Source organism: Cellulomonas fengjieae, from assembly GCF_018388465.1.
Lineage (GTDB): Bacteria > Actinomycetota > Actinomycetes > Actinomycetales > Cellulomonadaceae > Cellulomonas > Cellulomonas fengjieae.
On the sequence record NZ_CP074404.1, the window covers coordinates 1,134,376 to 1,156,268 of the forward strand.

General features: G+C 73.0%; 24 protein-coding genes. 9 read left to right on the forward strand and 15 right to left on the reverse strand.

Features of this window, described 5'->3' with window-relative positions:
- Positions 1-3 precede the first annotated feature (3 nt).
- The 3 genes from KG102_RS05230 to KG102_RS05240 form a co-directional block, all read right to left on the reverse strand.
- Complete coding sequence (locus KG102_RS05230; protein ID WP_208289358.1) at positions 4-867, reverse strand: CPBP family intramembrane glutamic endopeptidase; 864 nt, start codon at positions 865-867, stop codon at positions 4-6.
- A gap of 127 nt (positions 868-994) precedes the next feature.
- A complete protein-coding gene (locus KG102_RS05235; protein ID WP_208214253.1) occupies positions 995-1,297 on the reverse strand; it encodes a DUF5808 domain-containing protein in 303 nt (100 codons plus the stop codon).
- A 47-nt stretch (positions 1,298-1,344) separates the two neighbouring features.
- Complete coding sequence (locus tag KG102_RS05240) at positions 1,345-1,908, reverse strand: TetR/AcrR family transcriptional regulator (protein WP_208214252.1); 564 nt, start codon at positions 1,906-1,908, stop codon at positions 1,345-1,347.
- A gap of 54 nt (positions 1,909-1,962) precedes the next feature.
- On the opposite strand from KG102_RS05240, the gene KG102_RS05245 reads away from it, so the two are divergent.
- A complete protein-coding gene (locus KG102_RS05245; RefSeq protein WP_208289357.1) occupies positions 1,963-3,594 on the forward strand; it encodes an FAD-binding protein in 1,632 nt (543 codons plus the stop codon).
- A 39-nt stretch (positions 3,595-3,633) separates the two neighbouring features.
- Here the strand turns inward: KG102_RS05245 and KG102_RS05250 are convergent, their stop codons facing one another.
- Both KG102_RS05250 and KG102_RS05255 read right to left on the reverse strand, forming a co-directional pair.
- Positions 3,634-4,494, reverse strand: coding sequence for an alpha/beta fold hydrolase (locus KG102_RS05250; RefSeq protein WP_208289356.1), 861 nt, complete (start codon positions 4,492-4,494; stop codon positions 3,634-3,636).
- Positions 4,495-4,592: 98 nt separating this feature from the next.
- A complete protein-coding gene (locus tag KG102_RS05255; protein ID WP_208289355.1) occupies positions 4,593-6,434 on the reverse strand; it encodes a family 43 glycosylhydrolase in 1,842 nt (613 codons plus the stop codon).
- 178 nt (positions 6,435-6,612) lie between these two features.
- On the opposite strand from KG102_RS05255, the gene KG102_RS05260 reads away from it, so the two are divergent.
- On the forward strand, positions 6,613-8,001 hold the full coding sequence (locus tag KG102_RS05260) for a dicarboxylate/amino acid:cation symporter (protein ID WP_208289354.1): 1,389 nt from the start codon (positions 6,613-6,615) through the stop codon (positions 7,999-8,001).
- A 6-nt stretch (positions 8,002-8,007) separates the two neighbouring features.
- On the opposite strand, the gene dinB is transcribed toward KG102_RS05260, so the two are convergent.
- A complete protein-coding gene (dinB, locus tag KG102_RS05265) occupies positions 8,008-9,198 on the reverse strand; it encodes a DNA polymerase IV (protein ID WP_372438360.1) in 1,191 nt (396 codons plus the stop codon).
- A 41-nt stretch (positions 9,199-9,239) separates the two neighbouring features.
- On the opposite strand from dinB, the gene KG102_RS05270 reads away from it, so the two are divergent.
- A complete protein-coding gene (locus KG102_RS05270; RefSeq protein ID WP_208289352.1) occupies positions 9,240-9,620 on the forward strand; it encodes a VOC family protein in 381 nt (126 codons plus the stop codon).
- Between the two features lie 180 nt (positions 9,621-9,800).
- Here the strand turns inward: KG102_RS05270 and KG102_RS05275 are convergent, their stop codons facing one another.
- Both KG102_RS05275 and KG102_RS05280 read right to left on the reverse strand, forming a co-directional pair.
- Positions 9,801-10,181 carry a YciI family protein gene (locus KG102_RS05275; protein WP_208289351.1) on the reverse strand — a complete coding sequence of 127 codons (381 nt, stop codon included), beginning with the start codon at positions 10,179-10,181 and terminating at the stop codon, positions 9,801-9,803.
- 9 nt (positions 10,182-10,190) lie between these two features.
- The gene (locus KG102_RS05280) at positions 10,191-10,784 is read right to left on the reverse strand and encodes a nucleotidyltransferase family protein (protein ID WP_208289350.1); all 594 of its coding nucleotides are present in this window, start codon (positions 10,782-10,784) and stop codon (positions 10,191-10,193) included.
- 51 nt (positions 10,785-10,835) lie between these two features.
- Between KG102_RS05280 and KG102_RS05285 the strand changes: the two genes are divergently transcribed.
- Both KG102_RS05285 and uraH read left to right on the forward strand, forming a co-directional pair.
- A complete protein-coding gene (locus KG102_RS05285; RefSeq protein ID WP_208289349.1) occupies positions 10,836-11,297 on the forward strand; it encodes a 2-oxo-4-hydroxy-4-carboxy-5-ureidoimidazoline decarboxylase in 462 nt (153 codons plus the stop codon).
- Positions 11,294-11,626, forward strand: a complete 333-nt coding sequence (uraH, locus tag KG102_RS05290) for a hydroxyisourate hydrolase (protein ID WP_208214240.1) — start codon at positions 11,294-11,296, stop codon at positions 11,624-11,626. The genes KG102_RS05285 and uraH overlap by 4 nt, the downstream gene beginning before the upstream one ends.
- A gap of 23 nt (positions 11,627-11,649) precedes the next feature.
- On the opposite strand, the gene KG102_RS05295 is transcribed toward uraH, so the two are convergent.
- Positions 11,650-12,123: a nucleoside deaminase gene (locus tag KG102_RS05295; RefSeq protein WP_208214238.1), complete on the reverse strand. Its 474-nt coding sequence runs from the start codon at positions 12,121-12,123 to the stop codon at positions 11,650-11,652.
- The gene (pucL, locus tag KG102_RS05300) at positions 12,120-13,013 is read right to left on the reverse strand and encodes a factor-independent urate hydroxylase (protein ID WP_208289348.1); all 894 of its coding nucleotides are present in this window, start codon (positions 13,011-13,013) and stop codon (positions 12,120-12,122) included. The genes KG102_RS05295 and pucL overlap by 4 nt, the downstream gene beginning before the upstream one ends.
- Before the next feature lie 147 nt (positions 13,014-13,160).
- Here pucL and KG102_RS05305 point away from each other — a divergent pair, with 147 nt between their 5' ends.
- Positions 13,161-14,141, forward strand: coding sequence for an XdhC family protein (locus KG102_RS05305; protein ID WP_208289347.1), 981 nt, complete (start codon positions 13,161-13,163; stop codon positions 14,139-14,141).
- Between the two features lie 122 nt (positions 14,142-14,263).
- Here the strand turns inward: KG102_RS05305 and KG102_RS05310 are convergent, their stop codons facing one another.
- Together KG102_RS05310 and KG102_RS05315 are read right to left on the reverse strand one after the other, a co-directional pair.
- Positions 14,264-16,957 carry a molybdopterin-dependent oxidoreductase gene (locus tag KG102_RS05310; RefSeq protein ID WP_208289346.1) on the reverse strand — a complete coding sequence of 898 codons (2,694 nt, stop codon included), beginning with the start codon at positions 16,955-16,957 and terminating at the stop codon, positions 14,264-14,266.
- Positions 16,954-17,754 (reverse strand): FAD binding domain-containing protein, encoded by an 801-nt coding sequence (locus tag KG102_RS05315; protein ID WP_208289345.1) that lies wholly within the window; start codon positions 17,752-17,754, stop codon positions 16,954-16,956. The genes KG102_RS05310 and KG102_RS05315 overlap by 4 nt, the downstream gene beginning before the upstream one ends.
- A gap of 79 nt (positions 17,755-17,833) precedes the next feature.
- Between KG102_RS05315 and KG102_RS05320 the strand changes: the two genes are divergently transcribed.
- Positions 17,834-18,229: a VOC family protein gene (locus tag KG102_RS05320; RefSeq protein ID WP_208214228.1), complete on the forward strand. Its 396-nt coding sequence runs from the start codon at positions 17,834-17,836 to the stop codon at positions 18,227-18,229.
- Positions 18,230-18,239: 10 nt separating this feature from the next.
- On the opposite strand, the gene KG102_RS05325 is transcribed toward KG102_RS05320, so the two are convergent.
- The 3 genes from KG102_RS05325 to KG102_RS05335 are packed head-to-tail and all read right to left on the reverse strand — an operon-like array spanning position 18,240 to position 20,273.
- The gene (locus KG102_RS05325) at positions 18,240-19,070 is read right to left on the reverse strand and encodes a class II glutamine amidotransferase (RefSeq protein ID WP_208289344.1); all 831 of its coding nucleotides are present in this window, start codon (positions 19,068-19,070) and stop codon (positions 18,240-18,242) included.
- A 54-nt stretch (positions 19,071-19,124) separates the two neighbouring features.
- Positions 19,125-19,778, reverse strand: coding sequence for a hypothetical protein (locus KG102_RS05330; RefSeq protein ID WP_208289343.1), 654 nt, complete (start codon positions 19,776-19,778; stop codon positions 19,125-19,127).
- Positions 19,779-19,781: 3 nt separating this feature from the next.
- Positions 19,782-20,273 (reverse strand): MarR family winged helix-turn-helix transcriptional regulator, encoded by a 492-nt coding sequence (locus KG102_RS05335; RefSeq protein ID WP_208289342.1) that lies wholly within the window; start codon positions 20,271-20,273, stop codon positions 19,782-19,784.
- An 81-nt stretch (positions 20,274-20,354) separates the two neighbouring features.
- Between KG102_RS05335 and KG102_RS05340 the strand changes: the two genes are divergently transcribed.
- Both KG102_RS05340 and KG102_RS05345 read left to right on the forward strand, forming a co-directional pair.
- Positions 20,355-20,966: an NADPH-dependent F420 reductase gene (locus KG102_RS05340; protein ID WP_208214221.1), complete on the forward strand. Its 612-nt coding sequence runs from the start codon at positions 20,355-20,357 to the stop codon at positions 20,964-20,966.
- Positions 20,963-21,814, forward strand: a complete 852-nt coding sequence (locus KG102_RS05345) for a VOC family protein (protein ID WP_208289341.1) — start codon at positions 20,963-20,965, stop codon at positions 21,812-21,814. The genes KG102_RS05340 and KG102_RS05345 overlap by 4 nt, the downstream gene beginning before the upstream one ends.
- Positions 21,815-21,893 lie beyond the last annotated feature (79 nt).

Sequence of the window (21,893 nt, forward strand, 5' to 3'; positions counted from 1 at the left end):
CCGCTACACCCGCGCGGGCGACTCGGCGTCGGCTCGTCGATCCTCGGCGACGCCGAGTCGTCCGCGGGTGGCCGCGATCGCGATGATCGCCAGCCCGGCGAGCCCGAGGGCGGCCGGCCAGTTGTTCTCGACCGGCTCGCCGGTGAGGGTCCCGGCGGCGAACAGCGCCCAATTGACGCCGTTGTGGGCCAGGATCACGAGCAGCAGGGAGCCGCGGGAGCCGTTGGCCAGCCAGGAGAGCACGAACGACAGGCTGACCACGAGCACGAGGTAGGCCGGGAACTGGCTGGGGTCCTGCCGCGCGGTGTCCCACTCGTCGGTGAGGAACAGCGGTGCGTGCCAGAAGCAGTGGATGACCCCGAGGACGAGCGCCGCGGTCAGGGGGTGCAGCCGGTCCTGCAGCCGGGGGAGGGCGAAGCCGCGCCACCCGGGCTCCTCCTGGATCGGGCCGCCGAGCAGGTACGTGAGGTAGGTGGTGGTCAGCACCGCCAGCACCCCGACCGCGCCGCCCTCGAGCACCACGGACGTCCCGGGTGCCAGCAGGTACCAGATGCCGACCGCGAGCGGGACGGCGACGAGGGCGAGGACGTACCAGGCCGGGTGGGCGCGCCACTGCAGCATGCGACGCAGGAGCCGGTTGAGCCCGTCGCTGCCCTCGGTGATGCGGGTGACCAGCAGGCCGGCGGCGAAGGGCCCGGCGAACATCCCCAGCTGGTTGATGCCGGCGACCGCGGAGAACGGCAGGTCGAACGGCAGGAGGCCGAGCCCGCTCCGGGAGAGCCACCACGGGCTCCACGCGACCCAGGAGCCGACGTAGGCGAGGACGAAGAACGCCGTCAGCGGATGGCGGCGGATCAGGGTGGGCATCGGTGTCTTCCGGTCGGCGGGAGGGAGCTGCCGCCGACCGGCGACGTCGATCAGGGCGCGTCGATGCTGGTCAGCGAGTCGGCGACAGTACAGGTCGCCGCCGCTGGGCGAGCCACGCGTCCGAGGGTCAGCCGGCGCTGACCCGCTGCCGGACGAGCTGGACCACCCGCCCGGCGTTGAGCGTCCAGCCGACGCCGAACGCCCGGGGGTTGATCACGTGCGCGCCCTGCGGGTCCCACATCCGCTGCTTGAGACGGGCGAACGTCGGCACCCGGAAATCGTAGGGCACGAACCCCACGCGGCCGTGCCACTCGCGCTCGTCGGCCGGGGTGCGCAGCTCCTTGACGACGGCGGCGACCGCCAGCGCCACCGTGACGAGCCTGATCAGTCTCTGGAGGTCGAACCCTGGGTCCCGCTCGCCGTGCGACATCTCGACTCCTTCGTCCGGTGGAGGGTCCATCGTCCACCCGGCGGGCCTCAGCCCTCCAGCACCCCGCCGAGCAGGCCGAGCGCCCGGGTGACCGCGTCGCGGACCTCGTCGTCGGAGATGGAGGTCGCGACGACGCCGTAGACCATGCGCTGGACCAGCAGCACGTCGCTCGCCGTCAGGCTGTCCGGCACGAGTCCGGCGGCCTGGGCGCGCGGCAGGGTCGCCTGGATGAGCGCGGGCAGCCGGTCGGCGAGGTCCGTCTGGGCGAGGTCCCGGCGGGTGGCCAGGAACATCTCGACGAACGCGGACTCCTCGACGGTGAGCTCCAGCAGGCGCGACCAGAGCCGCCCGAAGGCGCCGGCGTCGGGCTCGGCGGCGATGGCCTCGAGCTCCGCGAAGTGCTGCTCGAACACCGCCAGGGCCAGGTCGAGCCGCGTCGGGAAGTGCCGGTACAGAACGCCCTGCCCGACGCCGGCCTCCTGCGCGATGGCGCTGAGCGGCGCGAGGTAGCCGCGCTGGGCGAACACGCGCCGGGCCGCGTCGATGAGCGCCCGGCGGTTCTCCGGTGCAGCGGCCGGACCTCGGTTGCTTCTGCGCGGCACTTTGGGCATTCTTTCATCCTAGACATCCGGACAAGGCTGTCCGGTTAAGCCGAGGGAGAGTCCATGTCCGAGCTCAGCTACGACGTCGTGGTCGTCGGGACCGGTGGTGCCGGCTTCGCCGCAGCCATGGGCGCGGCCGACGAGGGCCTGCGCGTCCTCATGCTGGAGTCCACCGACAAGTGGGGCGGCAGCACCGCCATGTCGGGCGGCGGCATGTGGCTGCCCAACAGCCCGCTCATGCAGCGGGACGGGATCGGCGACTCGCGCGAGGAGGCCCTCGCCTACCTGGAGGCCACCGTCGGCGACGACTACCGCGCCACGTCGCGGGAGCGCAAGGAGGCGTTCGTCGACGGGATCGAGGACTTCGTCACGACGGCGGAGAAGTACGGCATGAGCTTCGTCCGCTCGACGGACTACCCCGACTACTACCCGGAGCTGCCCGGGGGCAAGATCGGGCGCGCGATCGAGGTCGACCCGTTCGACTCCAAGAAGATCGGCTCGTGGTGGAAGACCACCCGGGCGCTGATGCCGCTGCCGTTGAAGACCGACGACGTCTGGCTGCTGGCGCGTGCCTGGTCGACGCCGGCCGGCTTCGTGCGCGGCGCGAGCTTCGTGTTCCGCACGCTCGGCGGTGCCGTCCAGGGCAAGCGCCGCGTCGGCACCGGTGCTGCGCTGGCCTGCTCGTTCCTCGACATCGTGGTCCAGAAGCAGCGCACCGAGCTCTGGCTGAGCTCGCCGCTCCGGGGCCTCGTCGTCACCGACGGCCGAGTCACCGGCGTGCAGACGGTGCGCGACGGCAAGCCCGTCACGATCACCGCGACCCGCGGTGTCGTGCTCGCGGCCGGCGGCTTCGACCACAACACCGTGCTGCGCCAGAAGTACCAGGGCGTCGACGGCAACCCGTCGGGCAACCCGGGCAACGTCGGCGAGACCATCGAGATGACCGAGGACATCGGCGCGGCGTTCGAGCTCATGGACGACGCCTGGTGGGGCGCCTCCGTGGAGCCGCTGCCCGGCGCGGGCGCCGGCTTCCTGGTCAGCGAGCGCTCGATGCCGCACTCGATCATCGTCGACTCCGAGGGCGACCGGATCGCCAACGAGTCCGAGTCCTACGTCGACCTCGGCCACCACATGCTCGAGCACGACAAGGACGGCACGTACTGGCTGCTCGCCGACGCCCGCCACGCGCACCGTTACCTGCGCACCTACGCCATGGACCCGCGCGCCAACAAGGCCATGGTGGAGGCCGGCATCCTGGTGAAGGCGTCGACCCTGCCGGAGCTCGCGCGCGGCATGGGGATCGAGACGTCCCGCCTGAAGGCGACGATCGAGCGGTTCAACGGCTTCGCACGCTCGGGTGTCGACGCGGACTTCGGCCGCGGCAACTCGGCGTACGACCGCTACTACGGCGACCCGATGGTGCACCCGAACCCGAACCTCGGTCCGATCGAGAAGGGTCCGTTCACCGCGTTCAAGATCGTCCTCGGCGACCTGGGCACCAAGGGTGGCGTCGTCACGGACGCGGACGCCCGCGTGCTGCGCGAGGACGGCTCGGTCATCGAGGGCCTGTACGCGGCCGGCAACGTCTCGGCCTCCGTGATGGGCCGGACCTACCCCGGTCCTGGGTCGACGATCGGACCCGCGGTCGTGTTCGGGCTGCGGGCAGCCCGCCACATGGGGCGCTCCACCCGCTGACGACGCCGTCGCGCGGCCGCTGCGGCGGCCGCGCGACGCCTACAGCACCTCGTGCAGCCGGGCGGCGAACTCCACCGGCTGGCCCGGCTGGCCGTACTCGTCGCCGAGGAACCCGCCGTGGTTGCTGGGGAAGACGGTCAGCTCCTGACCGAGCAGCTCGGCTAGCGCCGCCGACGACCGCCACGTCATGGTGTCCTTGCTCTCGATGCCGGCGGCGATGAGCACGCGGGTCGACGCCGCCCTGAGCGCGTCGATGTCGGGGCGGTAGGCGGTGACGGCGTTGGAGACGCCGGACAGCAGCGGGTCGGTGCGGGTGCCGTCGTCCTGCGTCGGCAGGCCGAAGACCGCCGGGTCGGGGAGCTCACGGCCGAAGTCGTCGGGGAACTCGCCCTGGACCGACGTCAGGGCGATGAAGGCCGCCATCCCCGCGCCCCACCCGCGCTGGTCGTAGGCCTCCTGGACCCGCTGCTCCGCGGCGAACGCCGCATCGGCGTCGGGCAGCACCGTCAGCAGGGGCGGCTCGTGCGCGACGAACGTGCGGACGTCCTCCGGGTGGGTGGCGACCAGGTGCAGCCCCGTCACGGCGCCACCGCTGCTGCCGAACAGGTCGACCTGCCCGCCGAGCTCGGCGATGAGCAGGTGCAGGTCCTCGGCCTGCCGCTCGGGGGTGTGGGTCGCCTCGCCGTCGCTGCGCGTGCTGCGCCCCAGACCGCGCGGGTCGTAGGTGACCACCGTCCGGTCGGGGAAGTGTGACGCCAGCGTGCCGAACCCGGACGCGCCCATCGGCTGTCCGATGAGCAGCAGCGGCGGGCTGCCGTCCGCCGCCGGGACCGGTCCGCGGACGTCGTAGGTCAGGGTTGCTCCCGGCACGTCGAGCGTGTGCGTGGCTGGGTTCGTCATCAGGGCTCCTGTCGGCGGCGACTCTGCGGCTCGGGACACTGCGGCTCGGGACACTGGGGCTCGGCCAGTATCCGACCGCCGCCCGCCCGCGGTCGAGGTCAGGGGAGCAGCAGCCTCACCGCCTGCGTCGTCCGGTCGCTGCTCAGCGCCCACGTGCCGTCGTCGGTCGGGACGAGCGTCCAGGCACCGCACTCCTGGTGGCGGCCTGCCCGCACGAGCGTGAGGTCGGCGCCGAGGCAGGCGACCGCGCCGCGGCGTGCATCGGCGCCGACGGAGAGCACGGTGTACGCCGCCGTTCCGGCCACCGGCTCGAAGCGCCAGGTCTGGCACGCCCGCTCGTCGCGAGGCTGGAAGCCGACCGTGCCCGCACGGTGACCGGACCGCGACTGGCACCGCGCCGCGGTCAGGGTCCGGTGCGGGTCCGTCGGGCTGGCCAGCAGCACGTCGCCCACGGGCTCCACGCGGAACTGCTGCTCGGTGCCGCCCGTCGGGGAGCTGATGAGCACGTCGGAGCCCGCCGCCGGGGCACCCTGGACGGTCCACGCCCGGTTGCCCGGCAGGATGCTCGCGATCGTCGTCCAGCCGTCGCCGGGGGCGGCGAAGGTCCACCGCTGGCAGTCGTTGTTCGCCAGGAACCCGAGCCAGCCCCACTGTGCGACGTCGCCGCCGTCGACGTTGCTGCAGGCAGCCACCTCGGCCACGTTGTTGCTGTACCGGTTGAGGATCCGGGTGCCGTTGCCGCGGTCGGACAGCTGCCACTGCTGGCAGGCGTTGTCGAGGTCGTCCCACAGCGCGATGTCCGCACCCTCGTAGCCGCAGCCGGCGTTGTCCACGACGGCGGTGCCGCCCCTCGGCACGATCTGCACGAAGGCGTCGCCGTGGCCGATCGAGCGGCTCGGGTTGATCGGGTCGCTGATCACCGGCCAGCCGTCGCGTCCCCACGTCAGGGTGCGCACGTTCAGACGCGGCGCCCCGCCGTCGGTCGCGTCGTAGTAGTGGTTCACGAAGTACCCGGTGCGGCCCTTCTTGTCCATCAGCAGGTCACCGCCGCCCGCGCCGACGAACTCGTTGTAGCCGCGCAGGACCTCCGTGCCGCCCTTGTCGTCCAGCAGCGGGACGCCGTCCGCGTCCACGTACGGTCCCGTGAGGTCGGGGGAGCGGCCGACGACCGTCCGGTAGTCGCTCTCCACGCTGCGGCAGCAGTAGTCCCAGGACAGGAACAGGTAGTAGTAGCCGTCGTGCCACGCGAACGTCGGGTTCTCCTCGGCGTTCGGCGCGAACTGGCGCTGCGCGATCCGCACCGGCTGCGCGCCGGCGACCGGCTTGCCGGTCGCGTCGTCGACCGGCACCACGTGGATGCCGGAGAAGAACGAGCCCCAGGAGAGCCACGTCCCCCCGTCGGCGTCCGTGACGATGTTCGGGTCGATCGCGTTGAACGTGTCCACGCCCGGCTGCGAGCGCACGACCAGCCCTTGGTCCTCCCACTGCGCGTTCGCCAGGGTCGGGGAGGTCAGCAGCCCGATCACGGAGTTGTTGGTGCCGAACTGGGAAGCGGCGTAGTAGAGGCGCCACTCGGTGCCGGACCAGGAGAGGTCCGGGGCCCAGGCGTCGCGCGGCGCGTTCTGCGGGGTCACGCCCAGCGACTCGAGCACCCAGGCGGGCAGCTCCGTGATCGCCGGGCCGAGCTCCTCCCAGTGGACCAGGTCCCGCGACCGCTTGAGCGGCAGGTACGTGTTGTCGAACGCCGCGTCGCCGGTGATGGCGACGTAGTACCAGCCCTTCTCCTTGACCATCGTCGGGTCGTGCGCGATGGGGTCGACGGGCCGGGTGGCGGGGGGCCGGTGCGTCGCGGCGGTCGCGGCCGCGGGTGAGGCCAGGCCGATCACCCCGAGCAGGCCCGCGATCGTGATCAGGACCAGTGACGCCGGTGTGCGCTTCATCGGGGGTTCCTCGTCTTCCACCTCGTCGTGGGGCCGGACCGCCTGCACCAGCGATACTTCTACAACGTTGCAAACTGCGTCAAGGGTGTGACCACCGTCTCGGAAGAGGTCCTCCCGCCCTACCGTTGCGGACAGGGGCTGGAGTTCACCGGTCGCGACCACAGCCCTGGGGAGCTCCGTGTCCGACACCACCGCACAACCCGCGCGCCGGTTGCGCCTGCCGTCCTTCTCCGTCCAGGTCCTGCTCGGTCTCGGGCTCGGCATCGCGCTCGGGTGGGTCGCCCTGCGCATCGGACCGGCCGCGGACGGTGCCCCGAACGGGCTGGCGACGGCCCTCGACACGATCGGCACCTCGTTCGTCACCCTGCTCAAGGCGATCGTGCCGCCGCTGGTCTTCCTCGCGATCGTCGCCTCGATCGCCAACCTCCGGCAGGTCACCAACGCCGCGCGACTCGCCTGGCAGACGCTGCTGTGGTTCGCGATCACGGCCGCGATCTCCGTGCTGATCGGCATCGGCCTGGGTCTGCTGCTCCAGCCCGGCAAGAACTCCGCTCTGAGTCCGGAGGCCGGCTCGGAGGTGGGCGCCACCGCCAGCTGGCTCGACTTCCTCAACGGGCTCATCCCGAGCAACTTCCTCGGCCTGGGCGCCAGCACGCAGACGGCCGACGACGGCTCGCTCACCACGGGGATCTCGTTCAACGTCCTGCAGATCGTGGTGATCGCGATCGTCGTCGGCGTCGCCGCCTACCGCACCGGACCGGCGGCCGAGCCGTTCCTGGGCTTCACGCGCTCGGCGCTGGCGATCGTGCAGAAGATCCTCTGGTGGGTCATCCGGCTCGCCCCGCTGGGCACCCTGGGCCTCATCGGCGGGGCCGTCGCGACGTACGGATGGGACCTGCTGGCACCGCTCGGCACGTTCGCGGCGGCGATCTACGTCGGCCTGGGCCTCGTGCTGTTCGTCGTCTACCCGGTCATCCTGCGCACCAACGGGCTCGGCGTCATGAGGTTCTTCCGCGGGGCGTGGCCCGCGATCGAGCTCGCGTTCGTGTCGCGGTCGTCGGTCGGCACCCTGCCCGTGACCCAGCGCGTGGTCGAGCGCAACCTCGGCGTGCCTCGGTCGTACGCGTCGTTCGCGGTCCCGCTCGCCGCGACGACCAAGATGGACGGCTGCGCCTCGATCTACCCGGCGATCTCCGCGATCTTCATCGCCCAGCTGTTCGGCATCGACCTGTCGCTGACGGACTACCTGCTCATCGCGTTCGTCTCCGTGGTCGGATCGGCCGCGACGGCCGGTCTGACCGGGGCCGTCGTGATGCTCACGCTCACCCTGTCGACTCTCGGGCTGCCTCTCGCGGGGGTCGGGCTGCTGCTCGCGATCGACCCGATCCTGGACATGGGCCGCACGGCCGTGAACGTCGCCGGGCAGGCACTCGTGCCGACGATCGTGGCGAAGCGGGAGGGGATCATCGACCTCGACCAGTACGCGTCGGCGTCGGCCGACGACCTGTTCCGCGACGACGTCGAGGAGCGCCCGGTCGTGCAGCCGTCGCCTGCGCCGGTGTCCTGAGGGCTCTCACGCGTCGGGCAGCAGCGGCACCGTGATCCCCTCGCCGCGGCGCAGCAGGCTGGCGCGCACCATGGCCTGCGTGCCGAACCGCACCGCGACCGCGTCGACGGCCTGGTCGAGCCCGGTCCGGTCCGGGTGCTCGAGCGGCAGGGCCAGCTGGACGAACTCGTCGGACCCCAGCCCGCTCAGCGCGACGCCGACGAGCGTGATGCCGCGCTCCCGGATGAGCGGTCCGGCGGCCTCCAGCAGGCCGAGCGCCGCCGCGGAGATGTCCTCGGAGGAGTCGGTGGCGCAGGGGAGCGAGCGGGACCGCGTCGCCTTGGTGTAGTCCTCGAACCGCAGCCGCAGCACCACCGTCCGCGCGATCCGGTCGGCCTTGCGCATGCGCCGGCACACCCGGTCGACGAGCCCGAGCAGGGCCGCGCGGACGTGCTCCGGAGCGTGCGGGCCATGCCCGAGCGCGCGCTGCGCACCGATGGAGCCCCGCGATCCGCCGACGACCACCTTCGCCGGCGTCTGCCCGTGCACCACCGCGTACAGGTGCCGGCCACCGGCAGGGCCGAGCACGCTCGTGAGCACCGAGCGAGGCAGCTCGGCGACGTCCCCGGCGGTCTGCAGCCCGTAGGCGTGCAGCTTGGCCGCCGTCACTGCGCCGACGCCCCACAGCATCTCGACCGGCAGCGGGTGGAGGAACGACTCCTCGTCGGCCGGCAGGACGAGGAGCAGGCCGTCCGGCTTGGCCACCCGCGACGCGACCTTGGCCAGGAACGGCGTGCGGGCGACGCCGACGGTGATCGGCAGGCCGACGGTGTCCCGGACCCGGGCGCGCAGCCGTGCCGCGATGTCGACCGGTGGCACGTCGATCCGGTGCAGGCCGCCGACGTCCAGGAACGCCTCGTCGATCGACACGCCCTGCACCAGGGGAGTGGTCTGGTGGAAGATCTCGAACACGGCCCTGCTCGCCTCGACGTAGGCGTCGAACCGCGGTCGGACGATGACCAGGCCCGGGCACAGGGCGCGCGCCTGCCGGCCGCCCATCGGCGTGGTGACACCGCGCCGCTTGGCCTCGTACGACGCGGCGAGGATCACCCCGCCGCCGCCGACCGCGACCGGGCGGTTGCGCAGCCGGGGGTCGTCGCGCTGCTCGACGGAGGCGTAGAAGGCGTCGAGGTCGGCATGCAGGATCGTGGAGCGCACGAACACATGTTCGAACGTACGTCTGACACTAGGGTCGTGTCATGCACCGGATCATGCTGCGGGAGGTCATCATCGACGCCCCTTCCGCCGACATCGACGCGGTCACCAGCTTCTGGGCCGCCGCGCTCGCGGCGACGCCCCACCCGGTCCCGGGCGAGCCGTACGTGGCGCTGCGCGGCGCCGCCTCGTTGCCGCAGGTCGCCACGCAGGACATCGGCGACGACCCCGTGCCGCGGTTCCACCTGGACATCGAGACGGACGACCTCGAGGCAGAGATCGCCCGCCTCGAAGGGCTCGGGGCCACCGTGCGCGCACGCTTCGGCACCTACGCCGTGCTGACCGACCCCGTCGGGCTGCTGTTCTGCCTGCTTCCGCCGGAGTCGGAGGAGTTCGCGCTGCGGTCCGCGACCGTCGGGGGCTGAGCCGGCCGCCGCGCTCAGTCGAAGAACGGAGGCAGGTCCGTCGAGTCGTCGGTGCGCTCGACCGTCACGGTCTCGCGCTGCTTCTCGGGCGCGCTCTGCACGGACGTTCGCCACCAGGGTGCGTTCATGGTCACGATCCTCACCCCGGCAGCGGAGCCCGATCCGGGACGTAGGGCCCGGTCACTCCCAGACGAAGGCCGGACGCAGCTCCGCCACGCTGCCAGGCCCCGCGAACTGTGTCGCGATCTGCTCGGCCCGCTCGCGCGTGGCGCAGTCGATCAGGAAGAACCCCGCCACGTGCTCCTGCGTCTCGGCGAAAGGGCCCTCGCTGGCCAGCGACTCCCCGGATCGCCACCGGTACACGGTGGCCGATGCCGGGTCCGCGAGTGCCTCGCCGGTGACCAGCTCGCCGCTCGCGGACAGCTCAGCGAGCAGCCCGTCGAAGGCGCGATCCGCCGCGTCCAGCTCCGCGGTCGGCACCGCGCGTCCCTCGTCGGTGAACCGGTCGGTGGGGTGTCCCCACGGCTTGGGGTTGGAGTGGATGAGGATGACGTACTTCACGGGGGCCTCCTACGGCTCTGGTGCGGTCGGGGGATGACGTGCGGGCCCGGGGGTTCTCGACACGTCCTCGTCGAGCCCGTCGTGCAGGTCGGCGCACTCGACCTCGACGACCCCGTGCGCGACCAGGTAGTCGCGCGCGCCGCGGTCTGCGGTGAGAGCGTCGGCCAGCGGCGTCCAGTGGTCGGCGCCGATGAGCACCGGGTGTCCGGGCCGCCCGCCGTAGACCGCCTGGCGGAGGGTCTGCCGGTCCCACGCGCTCGTGAGCCGCTCGACCACGGTGACGGGCGTGCCGGGCAGGTCCACGAGGGTCACCACGACGGCGTCGCCCGTGGCACGGGCCAGCCCGGTGCGCAGCGACTCGCCCAGACCGTCGGCCCAGCGGTCCGCGACGACCGCGGTCACGCGCTCGTCGTCGGGCACGAGGGGGCGGGCCTCGTCGGCCCCGGCACCCAGCACGACGACGACGTGTGCGCAGCCGCCGTCGAGCAGCAGGTCCACCGCGTCGGCCAACCACGTGGACACCAGCGCCTTGGGTCCACCGTGCCGCGTGCCCGCGCCGGCCGCGAGCACGAGCCCGCTCAGGCTTGCGCGACGTGGAGGCACGTCCCGTACGGTGCCAGTGCGCGAGTGCCGAGCGCTACAGGAGGCGGTCAGATGATCGACGACGGACCCGAGACGCGGTCGTTGCTGACGACCGCCCTGCACGTCAGGCGGTGGGTCGACGAGGTCGCCTCCGGTTGTCCGTACCCGTCGCTCGACGCCCTCGTCGGCGTCGCGGACCTCGCCGCCCGCCCGCTGAGCACCGCCGAGGTCGACGAGGCCCTCTCCGCCCATCCCCGCATCGGCGCGACCACCACGGGTCTCAGCACCGCCGAGCAGTCGGCGTCGGCGACCGACGACCCCGCGCTCGTGGCGGCGATGGACGCAGGGAACCGGGCGTACGAGGAGCGGTTCGGGCGCATCTTCCTCATCCGCGCGGCCGGTCGCAGCCGGACGGAGATCCTCGACGAGCTCCACCGCCGGCTGGGGCTCTCGGACGACGACGAGTCGGCCGAGGTCGCCGACCAGCTGCGCCAGATCGCGCTGCTGCGCCTCCGGACGCTGTTCGCGTCATGAGCCAGCTGACGACGCACGTCCTCGACACGGCCCTCGGCCGGCCCGCCGCCGGTGTCCCGGTGTCGCTGCTCGGGTGGGCGTCGGGACGCTGGGACGAGCTGGGGTCCGCGGTGACCGACGGCGACGGCCGCGCGCGCTCGCTCGGGCCGGACCGTGTGCCCCCCGGGCGGTACCGCCTCGTGTTCGACACCGCCGCGTACTTCGCCGCGACCGACCAGGTGGGGTTCCACCCCGAGGTCGTCGTGGTGTTCGAGGTCGTGGACGATGCGCACTACCACGTGCCGTTGCTGCTGAGCCCGTTCGCGTACTCGACGTACCGCGGGAGCTGACGGCGGGGCGCCACGGGGCGCGCTCAGTACTCGATCCGCGTGGGGCGGGCCAGCCACGCGTCCATCGGGTCGGACGCGCTGGGCACCCGGTGGCCGACGACGGGCATGGCCCGCGTGCCCGGGCTGGCCCCGAACTGGTCCCAGAACACGCTGTCGTCGAAACCCGCGCGCGCGGCGTCCTCGCGGTCGGCGGCGAACAGCACCCGGTCGACCCTCGCCCACAGGCAGGCGGCGAGGCACAGCGGGCACGGCTCGCACGACGTGTAGAGCGTGCAGCCCGCGAGCGAGAAGCTCCCGATCGCCTGGCACGCCGCGCGGATCGCGAGGACCTCGGCGTGCGCGGTCGGGTCGTTGTCGCGCGTGACCCGGTTCTGACCCGTGCCGATCACCACGCCCGCGCGGACCACGAGCGCCCCGAACGGCCCGCCGCCGTCGGCCACGTTGGAGGTCGCGAGCGCGACCGCCTGGGACAGCCAGGCCTCCTCGTGCGGGGTCACGGTGCGCCCACCGAACGCGTCCACGCGCTGCCCGCATCCGGCGCACCGTCACGCACGACGACCGCCTCGATGAGCCCGTAGGGGCGGTCGGCCGCGAAGAACACCTCGCCGGGGTTGTCGAGCCCGAACGGGCTGAGGTCGGCCAGGAGGTGGTGCTTGTTCGGGGCGGCGAACCGGATCTCGACGACCTCGGGGACGGCGTCGAGCACGGCCCGCCCCATCTCCCACAGCGTCTGCTGCAGGGCGAGCGAGTGCTGGGTCGCGAACGTCGACAGGAGGGTGGAGCGCACGGTGGCGTAGGTGGCGTCGAAGTCGAGCTCCGTGCCGGCGTACCGCCACTGCGCCAGCAGCGAGGTGGCCAGCACGCGGTCGGTGGTCTCGGGGAGCGTCGTGTACGCGTCCTGGAGGAACCCGCGGAACTCCGAGCCGGTCGACTTGAGCACCGTCAGGTCCCGGAGCCCGGCGACCACCCACGTCCCGTCGGCGTCGACCGTGACCGACGCCGTCCGGACCTCCTGACCGCTGCGCACCCAGGTGTGGTCGTGCTCCGCACGGTCGACGAGGACGCGGACCCAGGCGTGCTCGTCGACGTCGACCCGTGCGCCGGACACCGGCGCCACGTCGTCCACGAAGTGCCGGGCGAGCAGGGTCGCGAACCGCTCGGGCGAGGCGACCCCGTGCTCCTTGGCGTACGCGAACGCCGTGTTCTTCTGGGTGTCCGTCGGCAGCACCGCCGACTGGTCGCCGTCGAGGTAGGCGGCCGCGAAGTCGCCCCGCAGCGCCGTCGAGACGTTGAGGTCCCGGATCTCGTGGCGTGGCGTGTCCCGCACGATCCGCACGACGCGTGTCTCGGCCTTGCCGTACTGGTGCGCGCGCAGTCGGGCCGTCATGGCCGCAGTGTGCCCGGGCGATGTGACATGCAGGTTTCCTCCTGGCCGGGACGCGGCGGGGCGGATGTGCCGCACCATCGACGTTACTCACGCGGTCTAGGCTCGTCGCACCCGTCAGCCCGCGCTCGTGTCCGGGAGGTGACCGCCGTGCTCGAGCTCGCAGGCCGTCTGCTCGCCGCGCTGGCCGAGGGGCACCGCGTGGCGGTCGCCACGGTCGTGTCGATGACGGGCAGTGCCCCGAGCGTCGTCGGCACGTCGATGGCCGTCGACGACACCGGCGCCGTCACCGGGAGCGTGGCGGGCGGCTGCGTCGAGGCCAGCCTGTACGAGCTGTGCACCGCCGCGCTCGGCGGTGCGGCGCCGGTGGTCCAGGAGTACGGCGTCACGGACGAGGACGCGTTCGCCGTCGGGCTGACGTGCGGCGGGGTGCTCCGGGTGCACGTGCGCGAGCTCGGTCCGGAGGACGTCCCCGTGCTCACGGCCGCGGCGCGCGGCGACGACGCCGTGCTGGTGACCCCCCTGGACGGACCGCTGCCGGATCACGTGCCCCCCGTCGACCGGTCGGGGCTCGTGCGGGTCGACGGGGGGGTCGAGGTGTTCGTGGAGGTGGCGGGGGCGCCGTCGCGCATGGTCGTGTACGGCGGGCTCGAGTTCTCCTCCGCTCTCGCCGTGGTGGCGCGCGCCGCGGGGTTCCGCGTCACCGTGTGCGACGCCCGCCCGGTGCTGGCCACACCGCGTCGGCACCCGGCTGCGGACGAGGTCGTCGTCGACTGGCCGGTCCGGCACCTGGGGCAGCAGCGCCTGGGCGCCCGTGATGCCGTGTGCGTGATGGCCCACGACGACCGGTTCGACGCCGAGCTGGTGCTCGCGGCCCTGCGGTCGGGGGCCGGGTTCGTCGGCGCGATGGGCTCGCGCCGCACGCAGGACCGGCGCACCGCGGAGCTGCTGGGGCTCGGCGCCACCGATGCGGAGCTGGCGCGGCTGCGCGCACCGATCGGCCTCGACATCGGCGCATCGACCCCTGGCGAGACCGCGGTCTCCGTCCTCGCCGAGGTCCTCGCGGCACGCACCCACGCGAGCGGCCTGCCCCTGACGGCCCTCACCGGCCCGATCCACCACCGGGTATAACGCAACGTCCGAGCAGATGGCTGCTGGGGCGTACATCTGCTCGGACGTTGCGGGTGGGGTGGGGGCAGCGTCCGAGCGAGTGGGCGCTGGGGCAGCCGCTTGCTCGGACGCAGGAGGCGCGGTCAGGGGTTGGCGAGGCGCCAGAGGCGGTCGGCGGTCATGGGGAGCTCGTGCGGGCGGACACCGAGGGCGTCGCGGACGGCGTTGGCCAGCGCCGGGGCGACCGGGTTGTAGGGGGCCTCGCTCATCGACTTGGCGCCCAGCGGGCCGAGGTCGTCCGACGTCCGGGCGAACAGCACCTCGGTGCGGGGCAGGTCGACCATCTGCGGCACGTGGTAGCTGCGGAACGAGGCGGTGGTCACGCGACCCTCGTCGTCGAGCAGCATCTGCTCGTACAGCGCGGTGCCGACGGCCTGACCCGTGCCGCCCTCGACCTGTCCGCGGAGCTGCTCCGGGTGCAGGACGGTGCCCGCGTCGACCGCCTGCACGGACCGCAGGATGGTGACCTCACCGGTCGCGGGGTCGACGGCCACGCGGAACCCGTGCACGTTGAACGCGACCGACCGCGGGGAGCCGTCGTGCGTGCCCTGGCCGGTGATCCCCGGCGCGGTGCGCGCGATCTCGGTCAGCGGCACACCGCTCGCCGAGTCGGGGGTCAGGTCCCGGGCGTCCCAGGTGCGCGGCTCGTCGCTGGGGTGGTCGCGCAGCGCCGCGGCGGCGAGGATCTTGCCGCGCAGCTGCAGCGCGGCCCGGTGCAGGGCGAGCCCGGCGACGACGACCCCGGCGGACCCGAACGCGCCGGTGTCGTACCCGGCGACGTCCGTGTCGGACTGCCGGACGACGATCCGGTCGACCGTGGTGCCGAGCGCCTGGGCGACCAGCTGGCCGTGCACCGTGGTGGTGCCGTTGCCGAACTCGGTGGTGCCGACGCTCGCCTCATACCGGCCGTCGTCGAGCAGCCGGACCGCCGCCTCCGCGTAGTGCCCGCGTGGCGCGATCGTCGCGATCATGGCGACGGCCATCCCCGCACCGACGACGGTCCCGGGCGGCGCCGGCAGGTCCGCCGACCCGTCGGCCAGGGCCGCCTGCACCAGGTCCAGGCACTGGTCCATGCCGTACGAGTGCATGTCGAGGTCGCCCACCTCCTCGGGGTCGACGACCAGCAGCCGGTCGCCCGGCACGACGACGTTGCGCCGACGCAGGTCGAACGGGTCGATCCCGACGGACCGCGCGAGGTCGTCCATGGCCGACTCGATCGCGAAGATGACCTGCCCGAGGCCGTACCCGCGGAACGCCCCCGACGGGAGCGTGTGTGTGTAGACGGACTCGGCGTCGACGCGCTTGTTGGCGCACCGGTACACCGCCATGGACTCGCTCACGCCGTGGAACATGACGCCCGGCCCGTGGTTGCCGTAGGCCCCGGTGTCGGTCAGCACGTCGATCCGCATCGCGGTCAGCACGCCGTCGTCGTCGGCGCCGAGCTCGACGTCGACGCGGACAGGGTGCCGGCTGGGCACGATCGTGAACTCGTCGGCGCGCGTCATCTCGTACTGCACCGGCCGCCCGGTGCGCAGGACCGCGAGCGCGACGACGTCCTCGGTGAGCAGCTCCTGCTTGCCGCCGAAGCCGCCGCCCACCCGACCGGTCAGGACCCGGACGCGCGCGGGGTCGAGCGCGAAGATGTGCGCGATCTCGTCCCGGACCAGGTACGGCACCTGCGTGCTGGTGCGCAGGACCAGCCGACCGTCCTCGTCGAGCCAGCCGCGCGTCGCGTGGGTCTCCAGGGCGGCGTGCGAGACGCGGCTCGTGCGGTAGGTGCCGCCCACCCGGTGCGCGGACGCGGCGAGCGCCTCGGGCACCGACCCCATCTGCGCGTGCAGCTGGGCGACGACGTTGCGTCCCGGTTCCGAGATCCGCGCCTCGGGCCCCTTGTCGCCGTGCACCAGGGGAGCGCCGGGTGCGCGGGCGGCCTCCGGGTCGACGACCGCGGGGAGCACCTCGTAGTCGACCTCGATCAGGGCGAGCGCCCGCGACGCCTCCCGCAGCGACTCGGCGACCACGACGGCGACGCGCTGCCCGTGGAAGCGCAGGACGGGGTCGAGCACCCGGGTGTCGTCGGGGTCGTCGAGGCGCGACTCGTGGCGGGCCGTCGAGAAGAGCGTGGCGGGGGCGTCCTCGTGCGTCAGCACCGCGACCACGCCCGGGGCGGCCAGCGCGGCCGCGGTGTCGATCCGCAGGACGCGCGCGTGGGCGTGCGGGCTGCCCAGCACCGCGAGGTGGGTGAGGTCGGTGGCGCGGACGTCCAGCGTGAACGGCTCGCGGCCCGTGACGATCCGGCGCGCGGCGGGGGAGCGCACGGAGCGGCCGGCGTCGTGGCCCGCCAGGGGTTCGACGGTGTTGCAGCGGCGGGCGACCGCGTCGCAGATGGACCGGTAGCCGGTGCAGCGGCAGAGGTTGCCCTTGAGCAGCCGCGCGGTCTCCTCGGCGTCGCCGTCGGTGAGCCCGAGTCCGGCGACCGTCGTGACCAGCCCCGCGGTGCAGAACCCGCACTGGAACGCGGCGGCGTCGACGAACGCCTGCCCCACCTCCGGGTCGAGCCCGGCCACGGTGGTCACCGCGCGCCCGTCCGCCCGGTACGCGGGGACCAGGCACGAGTGGGTGGGCCGGCCGTCGAGCAGGACCGTGCAGGCGCCGCAGTCGCCCGAGTCGCAGCCCTTCTTCACCTCCACGTACCCGTGCTCGCGCAGCAGCGTCCGCAGCACCTGGCCGGGCGCGGGCTCGGCCTGCACGGGCGAGCCGTTCACCTCGAACCTCATGCCAGCTCCTCCCTGACCTGCTCGGCCAGCCGCACCGTCATGGCGCGCCGCCAGGCGGGGGCACCGTGCGGGTCGTCGTACCAGTCGTCGACGGCCTCGATCCCGGCGCGCAGCTCCGCCGCCGAGGGCGGCGCGAGGAAGGCGAGGCGATGCGGTCGCGTGACGCCGGCCGTGAGGGTCACGACGAGCCCGCCCGCCGGATCCCGGCGGCCCACCACGATCGCGCCGGAACGGCCGTGCCGGCTCAGGGCGGCGCGCCGGAACGCGGCGGGCTGCGCCAGCACCTCGCGGTCGACCGCCACGGAACGCAGCACCTCGCCGGTCCGGAGCGAGGTGATCCGCACGCCGGTGACCAGGTCGGCCACGGCGACCCGGCGCTCGCCGCCGTCGGGAGTCCACACGACCGCCGTCGCGTCCAGGGCGACCGCGAGCGTGATGAGCGCGCCGGCGGGCAGCGCCAGGCAGATGTTCCCGCCGACCGTGGCCCAGTCCCAGATCTTCTCGGACGCCACCAGCGACCGCGCGCACCGCTGGACCAGGTGCTGCGAGTGCCAGCCGGGCACCGGCGGCAGGTCGGCGAGCGACCTGATCGTGCAGGTGGCGGCCAGCGACAGGCCGTCGGCGTTCGCTTCCACCGCGGGCCAGCCCAGGGTGGTGAGGTCGACGAGCTCCTCGAGGTCGGGCTGGGGCTCGGAGAACAACCACGTGCCCCCCGCCAGCGGCGCGCTGCGGGGGCCGAGCGCGAGCTCGGTCCGGTCGTGTGCCGCACGGATGCGGTCCAGCGAGGTCAGGTCCATGGTCCGCCGAGTGAACCGTACCCACGTGTCGGGCATGTGACGAGGAGCGGCTGTCGGAGCGGGGCCCTAGCGTCTGACCATGAGCATCCGACACCTGCGCCAACCGACCGTCGACTGCGCCGAGCCACGCGAGCTCGCGGAGTTCTACCGGCAGCTGCTGGGCTGGGAGTTTGCACCCGGCCACGAGACCCCGGACCCCGAGGGGGACGAGTACCTCCTGATCGTCGACCCGGAGCGCTCGGCGCGCATCGGGTTCCAGCGCTCGGACGCCGTGGTCACGCCGTGGCCGGGCGGTGCGCGGGTGCACCTGGACCTCGACGTCGCAGACCTGGACGTCGGCCACCAGGACGCCCTGCGCCTGGGTGCCCGGGTGCTGACCGGCACGCCGGAGGAGGAGGGGCACGCGGACGACCCGTTCCGCGTGTACGAGGACCCGTCGGGGCACCCGTTCTGCCTGTGCCTCGGCGACGGCTGAGCGCGCACGCTCAGGCAGCCGGCCGGAACTCCGTCAGCTCCTCGCGACCCGCCTCGATGACGAGGTAGCTGCTCTCCGGCACCTCGTGCCACGCGCCCTTCAGGTCGCCGAGCGGCTCCGAGACCACCACGCGCGTCGAGTCCGCGAGGTTGTGCAGGACCGGGTTCTCCGGGTACTGCGCCTTGAGCACGGCCACGTCGGTGTTCCGGAACAGCGACCGGCTCTGCCCCTCGGTCGAGTACCGGAAGGCCCACACCCGCGTGCCGTCGGTGGTCGCCACGGTCATCTGCACGGGGAACGCGATGCCGTGCGCGCGCGCCACCTCCTCCACCAGGCCGACCGCGCGGGAGACCGCGGTCGGCGGGTCCTGCTGCAACCCGAACGTGAGGGCCAGGTAGAAGAGCACCTCCGAGTCCGTCGACCCCTCGATGTACGGGTAGAGCTCCGGGTCGACGGCCAGCACGAGGTCGCGCTTCATCGCCGCGAAGCCGGCGAGCAGACCGTTGTGCATCCAGAGCCAGCGCCCGTGCCGGAACGGGTGGCAGTTGGTCTGCTGCACGGCGGAGCCGCTGGTCGCACGAATGTGCGCAAGCATCAGGGGGGTGCGGATGTGGGTGGCGAGCTCGCGCAGGTTGCGGTCGCTCCAGGCCGGCTCGATGCTGCGGAACAGTCCCGGGTTCGGGTCGTGCTCGTCGTACCAGCCGACGCCGACCCCGTCGCCGTTGGTCGCCTCCGCACCCAGCCGGCTGTGCAGGCTCTGCACGACGAGCGAGTTGGTGGGCTTGTAGAGCAGGTCGTCGATGAGGATCGGTGATCCGGTGTATGCGAGCCAGCGACACATGTCGGCCTCCTTGCCGGGTGGCTGTCCCTCTAGGACACCACCTGGCGCGACGTGTCACCAGGGCGGCGTCGGCAGCCCTTCGTCGTAGGTGCCGCCCGGGCCGCAGCCGCCGACGTACTCGCTGGGCATGTTCGGGTACACCTCGACCCAGTACCGACGGGCCAGCGCCTGCGCCTCGACCGGTGAGGCGCCGAGCTCGGTGGCCATCGCCGCGTCGCGCTGCATCGCGGCGCACTCGGCCTGGGCCTCGTTGACGATCCCCTCCATGTGCATGGTCTCGTGGGTCACCACGTGCACGGCGACCACCTGGTCGAGCGAGGGCGACGCCTTGGTGGATCCGAGCCAGGCGCGCAGGTTGCCGCAGGGGCCGAACTTGATGAGCGTGGAACGCTCCGGGACGCCGTCCGGGCCCCAACGGACGTAGCCGAGCTCGCCGCCGACGTCGACGAACGCCTGCCCGAGGCTCTGGCAGTGCACCTCCACCGGTTCGCCCGCCACCCTGCTGGCTGCACCCTCGAGGCGGTGCTCGACCCAGGCCTCGACCATCATCGGGATCGCGCAGCACGTCGCCATGGCGAGGGCGAGGCCGACGCTGATCCTGGGGAAGGGCGCGATGCGGCCGAGGGAGTCCACGCGTCGGCCCATCCACCGCACGACGATGCTCGCCGCGAGGGCGAGGAAGCCGATCAGCGCGACGGCGAGGAGCACCCCTCAGTCATCGGTCGTCGGAGCCTCGACCATGACGTGCGACGGGTCCAGGGCCTCGAGGATGCAGGCCATGACGCGGTCCAGGTCGGCCACGTCCGCGGGGGTCAGCGGATCGATCACGGTCTGGCGGACGGTCGCCACGTGCCCGGGTGCGGCGGCGACGACGGCGTCCCACCCGGCCGGCGTGAGGACCGCGTTCGTCGCGCGCCGGTCCTGCGGGCACGGTTCCCGCCGGACGAGACCGCGCGTCTCCAGCCGCGAGACCACGTGGGAGAGGCGTGCCAGGGTGGCGTTGGTGCGGGCCGCGAGCGCGGTCATCCGCAGCGTGCGGTCCGGCGCCTCGGAGAGCATGGCGAGCGTGAAGTACTCGAAGTGGCTCAGGTCCGAGTCGCGCTGGAGCTGGGACTCCAGGGCGCCGGGCAGCAGCTCGACCACGGCGATGAGCTTCTTCCAGGCAGCCAGCTGCTCGGGGCTCAGCCAGCGCGTGTCCGTCATGCGACCGATCGTAGCAAATACTTGACGCTACAACTATTGGCGGTACAGTCGTTGTAGCAACAACCAATCGAGGAGGACGCGATGAGCACGGTGACGATCGTCGGCGCAGGGAACATGGGCGGGGCCATCGCCTGGCGCGTCATCGCCGGCGGCAACGAGGCCCAGGTGCTCACGCGCCAGCCGCTCAAGGTCGCCATCCCCGGGGCGACGCACGGCCGGGTGGGGGACCCGATCACCGGCGACATCGTGGTGCTCGCGCTGCCGTACGGGGCCGTGGCCGAGGTGCTCGCCCGGTACGAGGGCCAGCTGGACGGCAAGGTGCTGGTCGACCTGACCAACCCGCTGGACTTCTCGACCTTCGACTCGCTCGTCGTGCCGGTCGGCAGCTCCGCCGCCGAGGTCATCGCGCAGGCCGTGCCGGGTGCGTCCGTGCTCAAGGCGTTCAACACGAACTTCGCCGCAACCCTGACCAGCGGCGCCGTGGGCCAGGAGGACACCACCGTGCTCGTCGCGGGCGACGACGCGGACGCCAAGGCGGCGCTCACGTCGGTGGTCGAGGCCGGCGGGCTGCGTGCGGTGGACGCCGGGTCGCTCAAGCGCGCGCACGAGCTCGAGGCGCTCGGTTTCCTGCAGCTCACGCTCGCGGCGGCCGGGAAGACGTCGTGGACCGGCGGATTCGGGCTGACGGCATGAGCGAGGTGCTGGACGGCCGGACCGACGTCGGCGCCGTCACCCTGAAGGTCGGCGACCTGGACGCCATGACCGACTACTACGCCCGCGGCATCGGGCTGAGCGTTCTCGGCCAGGAGGGTGACCGCGTGACCCTCGGCCGACGCGGCGTCGCGTCGGTGGTGCTCGAGCACACCCCGCTGCTCAAGCACGCGCCCGCGTCGGCGGCCGGGCTGTTCCACACCGCGATCCTGTTCGACCAGCAGGGCGACCTGGCCTCGTCGGTCTACTCGGTCGCGCGGCACTTCCCGAACTCGTTCACCGGCAGCTCCGACCACCTGGTGTCCAAGGCGCTCTACTTCGACGACCCCGAGGGCAACGGCGTCGAGCTGTACTGGGACCGGCCGCGCGAGCAGTGGGGCTGGCGCAACGGCCAGGTCGCGATGGCCAGCGAGTACCTCGACCCGAACGGGTTCCTGCGCGAGAACCTCACCGACCCGGACGCGCTCGACGGGGCCGCCGCGGTCGGCCACGTGCACCTGAAGGTCGGCGACATCGCCACCGCCCGCCAGTTCTACGTCGACACCGTCGGGTTCGAGATCACGGCCGAGTACGGCACGCAGGCGCTGTTCGTCTCGGCCGGCGGCTACCACCACCACCTCGCCATGAACACGTGGCAGAGCCGGGGTGCACAGGGCCGCTGGCCCGCGCTCGGGCTGGGCGAGGTTGCCATCGAGCTGCCGACGGATGACGAGCGCGGTGCGCTGGGTGCCCGCCTGGCGAGCCGGGGCATCGCCACGCGCGACGACGGTCGCGAGCTGGTGTTCGAGGACCCGTGGAACAACGAGATCCGGGTCGTCGTCACCGGCTGACGGCGGACACCTCGACGGCGGGCGTTGTGCGCCCCGGCCAGGAACGTCTCGCGGGAGACCACGAACCAGAGCGTGAACC